The sequence below is a fragment of the Kitasatospora sp. NPDC001159 genome, from assembly GCF_053598235.1.
On sequence record NZ_JBSFJV010000009.1, the window covers coordinates 46,155 to 60,303 of the forward strand.

The 14,149-nt window shown below is 71.7% G+C and carries 14 protein-coding genes; 5 read left to right on the forward strand and 9 right to left on the reverse strand.

Translation table 11 applies throughout. From position 1 onward, the window contains the following. Window positions 1-2 precede the first annotated feature (2 nt). From ACWC9T_RS07255 to hisC, 5 genes are all read right to left on the reverse strand, one after another. The gene (locus tag ACWC9T_RS07255) at window positions 3-1,214 is read right to left on the reverse strand and encodes an ABC transporter permease (protein WP_449820071.1); all 1,212 of its coding nucleotides are present in this window, start codon (window positions 1,212-1,214) and stop codon (window positions 3-5) included. Next, window positions 1,211-2,014 (reverse strand): ABC transporter ATP-binding protein, encoded by an 804-nt coding sequence (locus ACWC9T_RS07260; RefSeq protein ID WP_449820072.1) that lies wholly within the window; start codon window positions 2,012-2,014, stop codon window positions 1,211-1,213. The genes ACWC9T_RS07255 and ACWC9T_RS07260 overlap by 4 nt, the downstream gene beginning before the upstream one ends. A 2-nt stretch (window positions 2,015-2,016) precedes the next feature. Beyond that, window positions 2,017-3,426 (reverse strand): efflux RND transporter periplasmic adaptor subunit, encoded by a 1,410-nt coding sequence (locus ACWC9T_RS07265; RefSeq protein ID WP_449820073.1) that lies wholly within the window; start codon window positions 3,424-3,426, stop codon window positions 2,017-2,019. Between the two features lie 334 nt (window positions 3,427-3,760). Continuing rightward, complete coding sequence (locus tag ACWC9T_RS07270) at window positions 3,761-4,351, reverse strand: hypothetical protein (RefSeq protein WP_449820074.1); 591 nt, start codon at window positions 4,349-4,351, stop codon at window positions 3,761-3,763. A 194-nt stretch (window positions 4,352-4,545) separates the two neighbouring features. Continuing rightward, window positions 4,546-5,631, reverse strand: a complete 1,086-nt coding sequence (hisC, locus tag ACWC9T_RS07275; protein WP_449820075.1) for a histidinol-phosphate transaminase — start codon at window positions 5,629-5,631, stop codon at window positions 4,546-4,548. Between the two features lie 336 nt (window positions 5,632-5,967). Between hisC and ACWC9T_RS07280 the strand changes: the two genes are divergently transcribed. The 3 genes from ACWC9T_RS07280 to ACWC9T_RS07290 all read left to right on the forward strand — a co-directional run bounded on the left by ACWC9T_RS07280 (window position 5,968) and on the right by ACWC9T_RS07290 (window position 9,712). After that, window positions 5,968-7,125: a LacI family DNA-binding transcriptional regulator gene (locus ACWC9T_RS07280; protein ID WP_355668971.1), complete on the forward strand. Its 1,158-nt coding sequence runs from the start codon at window positions 5,968-5,970 to the stop codon at window positions 7,123-7,125. A gap of 182 nt (window positions 7,126-7,307) precedes the next feature. Beyond that, a complete protein-coding gene (locus tag ACWC9T_RS07285; RefSeq protein ID WP_449820076.1) occupies window positions 7,308-8,606 on the forward strand; it encodes a metallophosphoesterase in 1,299 nt (432 codons plus the stop codon). Between the two features lie 263 nt (window positions 8,607-8,869). Further along, a complete protein-coding gene (locus ACWC9T_RS07290) occupies window positions 8,870-9,712 on the forward strand; it encodes a hypothetical protein (protein WP_449820077.1) in 843 nt (280 codons plus the stop codon). Between the two features lie 162 nt (window positions 9,713-9,874). Here the strand turns inward: ACWC9T_RS07290 and ACWC9T_RS07295 are convergent, their stop codons facing one another. Continuing rightward, the gene (locus tag ACWC9T_RS07295) at window positions 9,875-10,177 is read right to left on the reverse strand and encodes a putative quinol monooxygenase (protein WP_449820078.1); all 303 of its coding nucleotides are present in this window, start codon (window positions 10,175-10,177) and stop codon (window positions 9,875-9,877) included. Window positions 10,178-10,288: 111 nt separating this feature from the next. Next, window positions 10,289-11,209, reverse strand: coding sequence for a LysR family transcriptional regulator (locus ACWC9T_RS07300; RefSeq protein WP_449820079.1), 921 nt, complete (start codon window positions 11,207-11,209; stop codon window positions 10,289-10,291). 142 nt (window positions 11,210-11,351) lie between these two features. Between ACWC9T_RS07300 and ACWC9T_RS07305 the strand changes: the two genes are divergently transcribed. Next, window positions 11,352-11,738, forward strand: a complete 387-nt coding sequence (locus ACWC9T_RS07305) for a VOC family protein (protein ID WP_449820080.1) — start codon at window positions 11,352-11,354, stop codon at window positions 11,736-11,738. 77 nt (window positions 11,739-11,815) lie between these two features. Here ACWC9T_RS07305 and ACWC9T_RS07310 read toward each other — a convergent pair whose 3' ends face one another. Further along, entirely contained in the window at window positions 11,816-11,968 is a 153-nt protein-coding gene (locus tag ACWC9T_RS07310; protein WP_449820081.1) for a thiamine biosynthesis protein ThiC, read from the reverse strand. Window positions 11,969-12,190: 222 nt separating this feature from the next. Between ACWC9T_RS07310 and ACWC9T_RS07315 the strand changes: the two genes are divergently transcribed. Further along, window positions 12,191-13,561: an FAD-binding oxidoreductase gene (locus ACWC9T_RS07315; protein WP_449820082.1), complete on the forward strand. Its 1,371-nt coding sequence runs from the start codon at window positions 12,191-12,193 to the stop codon at window positions 13,559-13,561. A 242-nt stretch (window positions 13,562-13,803) separates the two neighbouring features. Here ACWC9T_RS07315 and ACWC9T_RS07320 read toward each other — a convergent pair. Next, a partial coding sequence (locus ACWC9T_RS07320) for a hypothetical protein (protein WP_449820083.1) occupies window positions 13,804-14,149 on the reverse strand: 346 nt, incomplete at its 5' end.

The following is a 14,149-nucleotide window of genomic DNA, read 5'->3' on the forward strand; positions in this document are numbered from 1 at the left end:
TCCTACTCGTGCCGAAGGGCGTCGATCGGCCGCAACGAGGCGGCCCGGTTGGCGGGGTAGCTGCCGAAGAACAGCCCGATGGCGACGGCGATGCCGAACGCGCCGAGCACCGACTCGGGGATCACCACCGGCTTGATGCCGACGATGCTGAAGTGCGAGCCGGCGATCCCCGCCGCCACGCCCAACCCCGCGCCGATCACCGACAGCAGCGTCGACTCGGTCAGGAACTGCCCCAGGATGACCGCGCGCGGCGCCCCGAGAGCCTTCCGGATGCCGATCTCCCGGGTCCTTTCCGTCACCGTCACCAGCATGATGTTGGTGATCCCGATCCCGCCGACCAGCAGCGAGATCGCCGCCACCGCACCCAGCAGCACGGTAAAGGTCTTCGTCGTGCTCTCCCGCGCGGTGAGCAACGACGCCTGGTTGGTGATCCGGAAGTCGGCCTTCGTCGGATCGGTGATCGCGTGCGTCCCGAGCAGCACCCGGGTGATCTCCGACTGCGCCGCCGTCGTCGTGTCGGCCGACGAGGCCTGCACCAGGATCTGGTTGACCGGCCCGAAGCCCGTGAACGCGTTCTGCACCGTCGGCAGCGGCGCGATCACCACGTCATCGGGGTCGGTGAAGCCGCTGCCGCCCTTGGCCTGGAGCACGCCCACCACGGTGAACGGCGTGCCACCCAGGACGATCTTCTTCCCGACCGGGTCCTCGGTGTCGAACAGCTGCTTGGCCGTCGTGGCCCCGAGCACCGCGACCTTGCGCGACCCCAGAACGTCGTCATCGGTGAAGTACTCACCCCGCGCGACCTTCTGGTTGGAGGTCTCGAAGTACGCCGGGTACGTGCCGACGATCGACCCGGGGCTGTACGAGATGTTCCCGTACAGCGCCGTCCCGCTCGTCGTGACCACCGGTGCGACGGACTTGATCGCCGAGGAGTCGCCGTCGCTCGCCAGCGCCTTGGCGTCGGCGACCGTCAGCTTCTTCACCGAGGACGTGGCCCGCGAGCCACCAGCCGCCGAACCCGCGCTGACCGTCAGCGAGTTGGTCCCGAGCGAGGTGATCGAGTCCTTCACCGCCTGGGACGAGCCGTTGCCGACCGCCAGCAGCAGGATCACCGAGGCGACACCGATCAGCACCCCCAGCATGGTGAGCGCCGAGCGCACCTTGTTGGCGGCCAGGCCGCCGACCGCGAAGCGGAGCGTCTGCCAGAGGATCACGCCGGCACTCCCATCTGGTGCAGGAAGGGTGGCGGCCCGCCTGCGGGCGCCTGCCGGACGTCGCTCACGATCTGCCCGTCGACCAGCCGCAGCACCCGCTTGGCGTGCTGGGCGACCTCGTCCTCGTGGGTGATCAGCACGACCGTACGGCCGGTGGCGTTGAGCCCGTCGATCAGGGCCAGCACCTCCTCCGTAGAGCGGCTGTCCAGGTTGCCGGTGGGCTCGTCGGCGAGCAGCAGCGCGGGGGCCGTGACGAGGGCGCGCGCCACCGCGACGCGCTGCTGCTGGCCGCCGGAGAGCTGGTTGGGCTTGTGCCCGGCGCGCTCGCCCAGCCCGACCAGGGACAGCGCGGCCATCGCCCGGCGCCGACGCTCGGCGGCACGCACGCCCGCGTAGGCGAGCGGCAGCTCGACCTGGGCGAGGGCGGTGGTGCGGGGGACGAGGTTGAAGGACTGGAAGACGAAGCCGATCTTGCGGTTGCGGACCAGCGAGAGCTGCTGCTCGTCCAGATGGCCGACGTCGATGCCGTCCAGCAGGTAGCGGCCGGCGGTCGGGACGTCCAGGCAGCCGAGGATGTTCATCAGGGTGGACTTGCCGGAGCCCGAACTGCCCATCACCGCGACGTAGTCGCCCTGCTCGATGTCCAGGCTGACGCCCATCGGGCCGCCGGTCGCCGGGTCGTCCGGGCCTCGCAGGGCGTGCACGGTGGCGTCGCCGTGCCCGTACGACTTGGTGAGCCGGCTGATCCGGATCACCGGTACGGGATGCGCGGGGACGCGCTTGTCGATGACGTGACGCATGCTCAGCCCTTACCGCCCCGGCCGCCGCCACCACCGCCGGCGCCACCACCGCCCGGGATTCCGACGGCACCGCCGTTGCCGCCCCGACCGCCCTGGCCCCCGCCGCCGAGGCCCGGGAAGGACCCGTTCGGGAAGCCGTTGCTGCCGCTGGTGGTGGGGAGTTCGACCTTGTCGCCCTCCTTCAGGCCGGAGACGACCTGCACGGTGCTGTCGCCCTCGACGCCGACGCCGACGGTGACCCGCTCGGTGCTGCCGTCCTCGTGCACCGCGGTCGCGGTCCGCGAGGATCCGGTGCCCGACAGGGCGGAGGTGGGCAGCGAGAGCGCGTTGTCCGCCTCGCCGGTGATCACCTGGACGGTCGCGCTGAGGCCGGTGCGCAGGGTGCTGGTGTCGCCGCTGAGCTGCAGCGTGGCCGCGTACTGGACGGCGGACGAACCCGCCGCACCGCTTCCGCTGCTCGACGGCAGCGAACTGACCGACAGGACGGTCGCGTTGAGCTTGGTGTCGGACTGCGCGTTCAGGGTGACGGAGGCCGCCTCGCCCTTCTTCAGCTTGAGCGAGTCCAGCTCGGAGAAGTTGGCGGTGACCTGCATCCCGGTCGGGTTGGTCAGCACGATGAAGCCGCTGGGGGAGCCGGAACCCGCGCTCGTGCCGGTCGACTTGGACGCAGTGGACGAGGACCCGGAGGCGGCCGCCCCGACGGTGTCGCCGACCTTCGCCGAGATCGAGGCGACCGTCCCGTTCATCGTCGCGGTCAGGGTGGTGCCGGCCAGCGCCGCCTGGGCGTTGGTGAGGTTGGTCTGCGCGGTGGCGACCTGCTGCTGGGCCTGGGCGACGGCCGCGTCGTCGACCTTGGTGGTGGTGATGGTGGTGGTCTGCGGGGCGGGCACACTGCTCCCGCCCGCCCCGCGACCGCCGCCACCGCCCGCGCCCGCACCCGCACCCGCACCCGCACCCGCACCCGAGGGTGCGGGCGAGGGGGCGGAGGACTGGGGCAGCGGCTCGGTGGTCGTCGTGGTGACCCCGGCCTGCGCCTTGGTGAGGTTGGCGTTGGCCGTGGTGAGGGCCGCCTGGGCGGCGTCCACCTGCTGCTGGGCCGCCGTGGTGTCGACGGTCGCCAGCACCTGCCCCTTCTTGACGGCATCCCCCACCGCGACCTTGACGGCCGTGAGCCGCCCGCCGGTGGTGAAGTCCTGTGCCGCGTCGGTCGGCGAGACCAGGGTGCCGGTTCCGGACACCGTGGCCAGAACCGTCCCCTTGCCGACGGTCGCGGTACGGGCCGCGGGCTTGGCCGCAGCCGTACCGCCGCTGCCGTTGACCGTCGCGTAAACCAGGGCGGCACCGCCCAGCAGGGCCACGCCGAGCGCGGAGTTGACGAGGACGGCGCCTCGCCGCCGTGGGAGCACCTTCATGCCGGACAGCTTCGCCGGGCGCTCTTGCGGAGCCCTGGGCACGGGCTGGGAGAAGACTGACCGGCCGGATCCGGGCATTACAGACATATCACCCATCCCGCACGGGCACCTTGGCCCGGGCGTGGCCAGCCGTTGGCCGAACTCCCAGCACCCTCCCAGCGATCCCCAGCCATCCGGGAGCGGGAGCGCCCGTACCGTTCCGTCGGCACGACGAGCCCCGGAAACGCCGACGGAGCAGGACGTCGGCGGTACGACTTCCTGCTCCGTGCGCCGTCGGTCCGACGGTGACGAGGCCCGCCCGGTCAGACGCGCCCGGGTGGCGCGGGAAGAACGGTCAGTTTCCGGTGATCTCGGTGATCGTGGCGATCTTGCCCGCGGCGTCCATCGTGATGTCGTACGTGGTCCCCGTGTCGCAGGGCGACGTCGGGTCATTGGTCTTGTTCACGCAGTGGTTGGTGTGGTCGGCCAGCTGCGCCAGTGAGATCGCCTTCGGCCCGTTCATGACCGTGACCAGAGTCGCCTTGGCCCCGGCGGCAAAGCTGTAGGTCTTGTCCTCGCCCTTCGGCCACCAGCCCTGGTCGGGCATGGTGCAGGCGTACTCACCGTCCTTGGCCACGACCATGGTCTCCGTGGTGGGCTTGGACACGACGATGACCTTGTGTCCGGCCGGGATCGGCTTCATCTCGCCCGGCTTGCAGTCCGGCCCGGCCTGGTTCGGTCCGGCGGCGGCCCCGCTCGGCTTCGCGGTACCGGTGGCCGTGCCGCCGGTCGGCTTGCCGGTGGGCACCGCCGCGGTCGTGGTCGCGGTGGGCGCGGGAGCAGTCGCGGTCGGCGCGGGCGACGGGTCGTTCTCCGGACCGCAGGCGGACAGGGTGAGTGCGACGGCGGCGGCCGCGACGGCCAGGAGGATGGTGCGAGAGTTCAAGGTGGTTCCCCCGTGTAAGGGCAGCCGAACGACTGCCTGCTGACGGTCGGACAGACTAGCGACCGGAACACGGCTGGAAACCCTTTGATGATCTTCTGATGCCGGACCTGCACGAAGACGGGACAGAACGCCGCAGGGGCGCACCCCCGTGGAGTGCGCCCCTGCGAACCGGAGAACCGGAGGACCGGAGGACGTCAGCCGTTGATCTCCTTGCGGAAGGCCTCCGCCACCGACAGGAAGATCGAGTTGCCCTCGGCCTCCCCGATCGACACCCGCACGCCCTCCGGGAACGGCCGGACGATCACGCCGGCCTCGGCGCAGGCCGCGGCGAAGTCCGCCGAGCGCTCGCCGAGCCAGAGCCAGACGAAGTTGGCCTGCGAGTCCGGGATCTCCCAGCCCTGGGCGCGCAGCCCGGCCACCACCCGGTTGCGCTCCTCGACCAGCGCCTCCACCCGCTCCAGCAGCGCCTGCTCCGAGCGCAGCGAGGCGACGGCGGCGTCCTGGGCGAGCTGGCTGACGCCGAACGGCACCGCGGTCTTGCGCAGCGCGTTCGCCACCGGCTCGTGCGCGATCGCGAAGCCGACCCGCAGGCCCGCCAGGCCGTACGCCTTGGAGAAGGTGCGCAGCACGCAGACGTTCGGGCGGTCGCGGTAGAGGTCGATGCCGTTGGGCACCTCGGGGTCGCGGATGAACTCGATGTACGCCTCGTCGACGACCACCAGGACGTCGCTCGGCACGGCGTCGATGAAGCGCTCCAGCTCAGCGCGGTGGATCACGTTGCCGGTGGGGTTGTTGGGGTTGCAGACGAAGATCAGCCGGGTGTTCGGCGTGATCGCGGCCAGCATCGCGTCCAGGTCGTGGTCGCCGCCCGCGGTGAGCGGCACCGGGACGGGCGTGGCACCGGCGACCTGGGTGATGATCGGGTAGGCCTCGAAGGAGCGCCAGGCGAAGATCACCTCGTCGCCCGGGCCGGCCGTGGCCAGGATCAGCGACTGGGCGACGCCGACCGAGCCGGTGCCGGTGGCGATGTGCTCGGCCGGGACGCCGAAGCGCGCGGCCAGCTCCGCGGTGAGCTCGCTGACACCCATGTCGGGGTAGCGGTTGAACGAGCCTGCCGCCGCGACGGCCGCCTCCAGCACACCCGGCAGCGGGCTGTTGGGGTTCTCGTTCGAGGACAGCTTGTAGGCGTCGGCGCCGGCCGGCTTGCCGGGCTTGTAGGTGGGGATGCCGTCCAGGGTCGGCCGCAGGCGCGGGCCCTGCGCTGACGTACCACTGCTCACGGTCGTACTCCTTCGTATCTCTCCGGTCCGCCCGCCGTGCCACGGTCGGGATCACCGCCGTACCCCGGGAACTCGGAACGCGCCCGGACCACCCCGGTCGGGTGCCTTGCACGATACCGATCGGCCCTCACCCGTAGGAGTGACATGCTCGGACGGGTTACAGGCGCAGATCAGCCATTCTGCCCGGTTCCCATGGCACATGTCAGAGGTAAGACGGCTGGTTTCGGGCGGGTATCGAAGGGGCGCACCCGGGCTCACTCGCGGAGAAACGTATCTCCAAAGGCTCCCGATGCGCCGGTCACAGACCCTTGTCAGGAGCCATACGATCGGTCCGCCATGACAGCAGCAGCCAACCAGAGCGGTCGGCGTCCCACCACCTCACGGCGTCTGGAGCGGGCCGGCATCCGGGATGTGGCAGCAGCCGCCGGAGTGTCGATCACCACCGTCTCCGACGCGCTGAACGGAAAGGGCCGCCTGCCCGACGAGACCCGCAGCCGGGTGCGCGAGGTCGCCGAGCGCCTCGGCTACCGCCCCTCGGCTGCCGCCCGCACCCTGCGCACCGGACGGTCCGGCCTGATCGGGCTGACCGTCACGACCTACGGCGAAGAGCCCTTCACCTTCACCGAGTTCGCGTACTTCGCCGAGATGGCCCGGGCCGCCACCAGCGCCGCCCTGGGCCGCGGCTACGCGCTGGTGGTGCTGCCCGCCTCCTCCCGGCACGACGTCTGGGGCAACATCGCCCTGGACGGCACCGTGGTGATCGACCCGCCCGACCAGGACCCGCTGGTCAGCGAGTTGTACCGGTCCGGCGTCCCGGTGGTCAGCGACGGCAAGCCCGGCAACTGCCCGGTCACCGCCTGGGTCGACAACGACCACGAGGCCGCCGTGCTCGGCATCCTGGACCACCTCTCCGAGGCCGGCGCCCGCCGGATCGGCCTGCTCACCGGCACCAGCACCGACACGTACACCCGGCTCTCCACCGAGGCCTACCTCGGCTGGTGCGCCAAGGTGGGCCAGGAGCCGGTGTACGAGGCCTACCCGGCGCACGACCCGGCGGCCGGCGCGGTCGCCGCCGACCGGCTGCTCGCCCGCCCGGACCGGCCGGACGCCGTCTACGGACTGTTCGACCCCAACGGCACCGACCTGCTCGCCGCCGCCCGTCGTTACGGCCTTCGGGTGCCGGACGACCTGCTGCTGGTCTGCTGCAGCGAGAGCGACGTCTACGCGGCCACCGAACCGCCGATCACGACACTCTCGCTCAAGCCGCGCAAGATCGGCACCACCGTGGTCAACCTGCTCATCGACGCCATCGAGGGCGTCGACTCCGGGACGGGCGTGGACATCGCCCGGCTCTTCCCACCGCGCTTCCGCACCGCCGGGACCGGCCCGCCACCGGGCACCCTGATGCCCACCGAGCTGATCGTCCGCGCCTCCTCCCAGCGGCGGAGTCCGCGCACCACCGTCAGCCCGCCCCGACCCCCGGGCGAGGTCTAGCCCCCGCCCCGAGCGAAGGTCCAGACCTTGCTCGAACCGGGCCGACACCCTGTCGAGGCGCTGACGAGACCATACCGAGCCGGGACAAAACGGACCCTGCGGGACCGCCCGGCTGACGCTCCGGAGGATTGGATACCCACCAGGTGACGACGGCGGGAGAGTGGTCTTCCTATGATGGGCGAATGACACCCGAGGACCGCTTCCCCGGACCTGAGCACCCCCACTCAGGCCCCCGCCATCAGCCGGACCTCGATGTGCTGCCGTACGGCACCTACTACGAACCGGAGCCCGCCGCGGGCTACCAGGGCACGCCGTACGACGCGGAGACCTACAGCGGATACGGCGGCGCGCGATACCTGGAGCAGCACTGGGCGGACGGCCAGGGACACGGCCACACCGTGCACGCCCAGGGGCTCAGCACGGACCAAGCCCCGGTGTTCCCGCACCAGGGACAGAGCGGGTACGACGGCGCCGACGCCTACGAGGAGCAGGGCGGCTACGAGGCGCAGGGCGGCTACGACGACCGCGCCGGCTACGAGCCCACCCTCCCCGACCAGCCCTCCCCCGCCCTCCAGCTCCCCGGCCGCGACGACCCGCCGACCATCGAACTCGGCCCGCCGCTGCCCGACCCCTCCGCACCGACCTACCCGTACCCGGCCCCCGGCCCCGACGAGCCGCCGGGCCCGGTCTACGTCGTCGGCGACGTGCACGGCTACCTGGAGGAACTGCGCGCCGAGCTGCGCAACCAGGGCCTGATCGACGCCGACGGCCACTGGTCGGCCGGCCGGGCCCGGATCTGGTTCCTCGGCGACTTCACCGACCGCGGCCCGGACGGCATCGGCGTCATCGACCTGGTCATGCAGCTCGCCGCCGAGGCCGCCGCGGCCGGCGGCTACTGCCGCGCCCTGATGGGCAATCACGAACTGCTCTTCCTCGGCGCCGCCAAGTACGGCGACGAGCCCGTCCAGTCCACCGCGGGCACCGCCTCCTTCCTCGCCGCATGGCGGCTCAACGGCGGCCAGCAGACCGACCTGGACCGGCTGGAGGCGCACCACATCAGCTGGCTCTCCCGGCTGCCCGCCATCGCGCTGGAGGACGGGCACCTGCTGCTGCACTCCGACACCACCGCCTACCTGGAGTACGGCGAGTCCATCCCCGACGTCAACGACGCGGTGCACAGCCTGCTCGCCGACGGCGGCGTGGACGAGTGGTGGGACTGCTTCCGCCGCTTCACCAAGCGCTTCGCCTTCCGCGGCAACGCCGGGCCGATGGCCGTCCACGAGCTGCTCGACACCTACGGCGGCACCCGGATCGTGCACGGGCACAGCCCGATCCCGTACCTCACCGGCGCGGTGCACGCCGACGACGGGCAGCCGCCGCACATCCCCGGGCCGTACGTGTACGCGGACGACCTGGCGGTGGCGATGGACGGCGGGGTCACCATGGAAGGGCGGCTGCTGGTCGCCCGGCTGCCGATCTGACCATCCGACTGTCCGTCAACCAATCTTTAACGTCGCACAGTTGTTCCCGGCGCCCGGGCCGCCGAACGCGCGCTGCCCGGGGCGCGAAATTCCGGAAACCGACTGTCAGCACGGCCGCACCCGCCCCTACCATGAGGCACACCACACCCGGCCGCCCGTCCGGCGGCCAGCCTCCGCGCCCGTTTCGGCATCCTGAGGGTCCCCGCGTCCTCGATGCGCGTCCTTCCTCGATGCCGATCGGGGTCCGCATGAACGGGGTCCCCATGTCCAACCCCCCGCCGCTGCTCGCCGAGGACCGCCCGGAGTACGAGCGCCTCCTCGGCGAAGCCCTGCGCGACCGCACCGTCCTCACCGCCCTGCGCGCGCCCGGCGCGCTCACCGCCGTCCAGCTGCGCGTCCGCGCGCTGCGCGACGCCGACGGCATCAACGCCGCGGCCGCCATCGAGTACGCCCACTACACCGCACTGCGCGAGAGCCTGCGCAGCACGCCCCCGCCGCCGCCCGGCACCGAGCCCTACGCCCCCGGCCTGCTCAGCCAACTGCGCTCCGCCAACGGCGGCGCCGGGCTGTTCCCCGTCCTCACCGTGCTCACCCCGATCCTCGCCTGGACCGCCGCGCTGGCCCTGCTGCTGATCGGCTACCTGCTGCGCGCCGCCGACTCCGGGCTCACCCTCGCCCGCTCCCTGGTCACCGCCGGTTGGGTGGCACTCGCCGCCGGGGTCGCCGCGATGGCCGTCGGCATCATCGGGCTGCTCCTCACCGCCGTACGCGACGGCGCCGCCGCCGTCCCGCCCGGCACCGACCGGGAGCTGGCCGCCGAACTCGCCGCCGCCCGCATCGAATGGCGCACCGCCCTGCGCGAGCACGGGCTGCTGCCCTACCTCCACACCCACCTGCCCGCCGTCCCCGGCCGCCCCGAGCCCGGCTTCAGCAGCCCCGACTTCACCAGCCCCGGCTACACCGCGCCCGCCTTCACCAGCCCCGGACCGGACGGCCCCACCGACCCCGAGGGCCGCACCCCCCGGCCCGCCGCCTTCACCCCGCCCGACTTCACCGGGCCCGGTTACACCTCGCCCGACTTCACCGGGCCGGACGACGTGGGCTGAGCCCGCCCGAACCGCACTACGCGGCCCGCACCGCCAGCGCCCGCACCGGCCAACAACCGTGCCGCCCGACCGTCCAACAGCCGTGCCGCCCGACCGTCCAACAGCCGTGCCGCCCGTCCGATCGTCACACCGGGGAGCCGGATGGAACCTCGTACCGGGGCACTACTCGCCCCCGGCGTCCGTCAGCACCCGCAGCTCCGGCGGGCCGTCCAGCAGCTCGGCCGTGCGCTCCAGCGAGCGCGCCAGGTGCGGGCTGGCCAGGTGCGCCTCGAAGGCCTCCCGCGACTCCCACTCCTCCACGACCACCCAGGCACGCGGATCGTCCGGGTCCACGTAGTTCCGGTACGACAGGCAGCCGGGCTCCGCCAGGCTCGGCGCCACCATCGACCGTGCCTGCTCCCGCATCTCCGCCTCGCGCCCCGTCCTGGCCCGCAGCCGCGCGACCGCCGTGATCCGCTGCGACATCGTCGCCCCCGTCCGTCCGTGTGCTCCACAAACCGACCCGACCAACCACCACCGACGCCACGATCTTCCCGTACCCCTCCCACCCCTGGCGCAATGACGGTCGAGCCGCGCTCAGAAGTCAGTCGGGAGCCGGAGCGCGTACGGAGCCTCCGGCGCAGCCACCTCGGCCGCGGCCCGGACGAACTCGCGGACGCGCGCGGTGGTGTTGCCCGGCCGCCAGACCGGACCGCGTTCGATCGGCGGGGCGTCGTGGATCGGGACGTAGGCGAGGTCGGGACGCGGGTAGTACTGGCGGCAGTGCTCGCCGACCGGGAGGACGCCCCGGCCCATGGCGACCAGGCTGAGCATCTCGGAGAAGGTCCCGCCGGACGGGCCCGCGGGGACAGGACGGCCGGACGGGGTGCGGTCAGGGGTCCGGTCGCGCTTGAACCCGATCGAGGTCACGGCCGGGTACTGCACCACCGGGTGGTCCGCGAGCACTTCGAGCGACACCGAGGCCTCGGCGGCCAGCGGGTGCCCGACCGGGACCGCCAGGGCGCGCCGCTCGGTGAGCAGGACCGGGCCGAGGGTCATGCCGTCGAAGGGGTAGGAGGCGACCAGGACGTCGATCGAGCCGTCCTCCAGGCTGGAACGGGAGTTGGAGAGCTGGACCTCCCGTACGTCCACCCGGCATTCGGGGTGCCGCTCACCGAACAGCGCGACCGCCTTGAGCAGCACCGGCGCCGTCCACTCCCCAAGGAACGCGACCCGCAGCTCGCCGGTCACCCCCCGGCTGGCGTCCAGGGCCCGGCGCAGCGCCTCCTCCAACGCGGCCACCACCGGGGCGAGATCCTCGGCCAACTGCCGCCCGACCGGGGTGAGCCGGACCGACCGGCTGGTGCGCTCGAACAGCGGTCCGCCGATCCGGCGCTCCAGCGTCTTGACCACCTGGCTGACCCGCCCGGTGGTGAGGCGCAGCCGCTCGGCGGTCCGTCCGAAGTGCAGTTCCTCGGTCAGCGCGAGGAAGACCTCGATCTCCAGCCGCTCCAGCATGCCGCCACCCGCCCCCTCGTTGAACCCGAAATCGTTAAATCCGGCTCAACGATCGTACGGGGATCCGGCATTGATGATCACGCCCGCCCGGAGGATCGTTGAGCCCGTCCCCAGCGAACCCAGCACACCGGAGCCGATCACCATGCGCGTCGTCGCCCTCGACCACCTGGTCCTCAACGTTGCCGACATCGAGCGGTCCCTCGCCTTCTACTCCGGCCTCCTCGGCCTGGAGCCGGTGCGGGTCGACGAGTGGCGGGCGGGCAAGGTCCCGTTCCCGTCCGTCCGGGTCAGCCCCGAGACGATCATCGACCTGTTCCACCGCCCCCGGCACGAGTCCAACGTCGACCACATCTGCCTCACCGTGGAGCCCCTCGACTGGCAGGAGGTCATCGACTCGGGCGTCTTCACCGTCCTCGACGGCCCCGGCCCCCGCTACGGCGCCCGCGGCACCGCCACCTCGCTCTACGTCCAGGACCCGGACGGCAACACCGTCGAACTCCGCTGGTACCCCCAGGACACCACCAACTGAAAGGCCGCCCACCTGAAAAGGGTGCTGCCCCGGACTCACGGGGGAGGACCGGGACAGCACCCGGCAGATCGGCGGGGTCAGTCCGCCAGCGGCAGGTAGACCCGGCTGCCCTGGGCCTTGAACTCCTCGGACATGTCCTGCATGCCGGCCTCGGCGTCGGCGTCGAACTCGCTGGAGACGGCAGTCGAACCGTCGCCGTGCTCGTCGCGGATCTTCTGGGAGATCTTCATCGAGGACAACTTCAGCCCCGAACCAGCACATCAGGTCGCCGCCGCCGACGCTCCACACACCCCATGGAGACTGGCGTCCTGCACCGTCGTTGGTCGCTGATTACGTCGGGTGGGCCTGTCGCTTTGCGCGGCGTAGCGTGAGAAGTGGCCGGCCGGGGACAGCCGGCCGAGTGCGTCGCTCGTTCCGCAGGCCGGGGGGGGACCCACGGCAGGAGCGACGCAATGGGCAAACAATCGGTTGAAGAGTTGACGGGCCGGGTGCACGGTGCGGTGGTCACTGCCGGCGACGAGGAATATGACGAGGCCCGCAGGGTCTACAACGCCATGATCGACCGCAAGCCCGCCGTGGTCGTGCGGTGCGCCAACGCGGGCGATGTCATGGCCGCGGTGGACTTCGCCCGGGAGAACGCACTCGATCTGGCGGTCCGCGGCGGGTCGCACAGCGCCCCGGGGTACGGGACCTGCGACGACGGCGTGGTGGCCGATCTCGGCGGGATGCGCGGTGTCCGGGTGGACCCGGAACGACGGACGGCCCGGGTCGAGGGCGGGGCCACCCTGGCGGACCTCAATGCGGCGACCTACCCCTTCGGCTTGGCCGTCACCGGCGGGATCATCTCCACCACCGGGGTCGGCGGGCTCACCCTCGGCGGCGGCTTCGGGTACCTGGCGCGTAAGCTAGGCCTGACCTGCGACAACCTGCTCTCCGCTGACGTGGTGACGGCAGACGGCCGGTTCCTGGTCGTCGACGAGCGGAGCCGCCCCGACCTGTTCTGGGCGCTGCGCGGCGGGGGCGGAAACTTCGGTGCGGTGACTTCCTTCGAGTACCGGCTCTCCCCGGTCAAGGACGTCTGTGCCGGGCTGATCCTCTACGAGCCCGGGCACACGGCTGAGATCATGCGGTTCTACCGCGATGCCATCGTGGACGCCTCCGAGGAGCTGAGCGTCTTCCCCGGCTTCCAGATCGCACCGCCACTGCCGTTCATCCCCGCAGACCGGTACGGCGATACCTTCGCAATGATGGTCGTCTGCTGGAGCGGCGCGATGGAGGAGGCCGAGCGGGCTGTGCGACCGTACCGTGAGGTGGCGCCAGTGGTCGCCGAGATGGTGGGCCCGATGCCGTACCCTGCGCTGGTGCGCATGTTCGACGCGCTGATGCCGCCCGGCCTGCACCAGTACTGGAAGGGCACGTTCGCCACCGAGCTCACTGACGGGGCGATCGCCGCACACGTCGAGCACGGTCCGCGGGTGCCGACGGTCAACTCGACCTGCCACGTCTATCCGCTCAACGGCGCCGTCCACCGGGTTGCCCCCGATGCCACGGCCTTCTCCTACCGCGACACCAACTTCGCGACGGTGATCGTCGGCGCCTGGCCCGACCCGGCCGACTCCGAAGCCAACATCGCATGGGTGCGCGACTACTACGCGGCCCTCGAACCCCACTCCGCTGCCGGCGGCTACGTCAACTTCGTGAGTGCCGACGACCAGCAGCGGGTCACTGCCAACTACCGCGACAACTACGCCCGCCTGGTCGCCGTCAAGCAGACCTACGACCCCGGCAACCTCTTCCACGTCAACCACAACATCCGGCCTTAGATCACGGGCGCGGCCGGATGGCGATGGCTGCCGAGACGGCGAAGCGCCGACCCGGCGCGTAGAGCACGGGGTCGGCGCTTCCGGCTGTCAGTCCGCCAGCGGCAGGTGGACCCGGCTGCCCTGGGCCTTGAACTCGTCGGACATCGCCTTCATATCCTCGACAGCCGCCTCGTCGCACTCCGGCGAGCCTCACCGCTGCCGAACTTCTCATTCGCGACAGTCTTGGGGAACTTCGCGACCCGTTACTTGGCGAGGGTCTCCAGGTGCATGTCGCCGTTGGGCATGCCCGTGGCGGAGATCCCGTTGACCGAGCCGCTGTTGTCGGCGACCTGTGCGCCCTGCCAGGAGCCGTTGGCGAAGCGGACGTTGTCGAAGACGTTGCCACCGGCCAGGGTCACCAGGTGCATGTCGCCATTGGGCAGCGCGGCGAGGGAGATGGCGTCAGTGTGCCCGCCGCCGTCCGCGAGCTGCGCGCCCTGCCACGTCCCGTTCGCGAAGCGGACGTTGTCGTACACGACGCCGCCGTTCAGGGTCTCCAGGTGCATGTCGCCGTTGGGCATGCCGACCGCCGCCATCGAGGTGACGTGC

Coding starts and splice junctions, on each gene's coding strand:
- ACWC9T_RS07290 (WP_449820077.1), top strand. CDS start 8,870: ATGTCCAACCCCCCGCCGCTGCTCGCCGAGGACCGCCCGGAGTACGAG.
- ACWC9T_RS07305 (WP_449820080.1), top strand. CDS start 11,352: ATGCGCGTCGTCGCCCTCGACCACCTGGTCCTCAACGTTGCCGACATC.
- ACWC9T_RS07260 (WP_449820072.1), bottom strand. CDS start 2,014: ATGCGTCACGTCATCGACAAGCGCGTCCCCGCGCATCCCGTACCGGTG.
- ACWC9T_RS07310 (WP_449820081.1), bottom strand. CDS start 11,968: ATGAAGATCTCCCAGAAGATCCGCGACGAGCACGGCGACGGTTCGACT.
- ACWC9T_RS07285 (WP_449820076.1), top strand. CDS start 7,308: ATGACACCCGAGGACCGCTTCCCCGGACCTGAGCACCCCCACTCAGGC.
- ACWC9T_RS07295 (WP_449820078.1), bottom strand. CDS start 10,177: ATGTCGCAGCGGATCACGGCGGTCGCGCGGCTGCGGGCCAGGACGGGG.
- ACWC9T_RS07315 (WP_449820082.1), top strand. CDS start 12,191: ATGGGCAAACAATCGGTTGAAGAGTTGACGGGCCGGGTGCACGGTGCG.
- ACWC9T_RS07300 (WP_449820079.1), bottom strand. CDS start 11,209: ATGCTGGAGCGGCTGGAGATCGAGGTCTTCCTCGCGCTGACCGAGGAA.
- ACWC9T_RS07265 (WP_449820073.1), bottom strand. CDS start 3,426: ATGAAGGTGCTCCCACGGCGGCGAGGCGCCGTCCTCGTCAACTCCGCG.
- ACWC9T_RS07280 (WP_355668971.1), top strand. CDS start 5,968: ATGACAGCAGCAGCCAACCAGAGCGGTCGGCGTCCCACCACCTCACGG.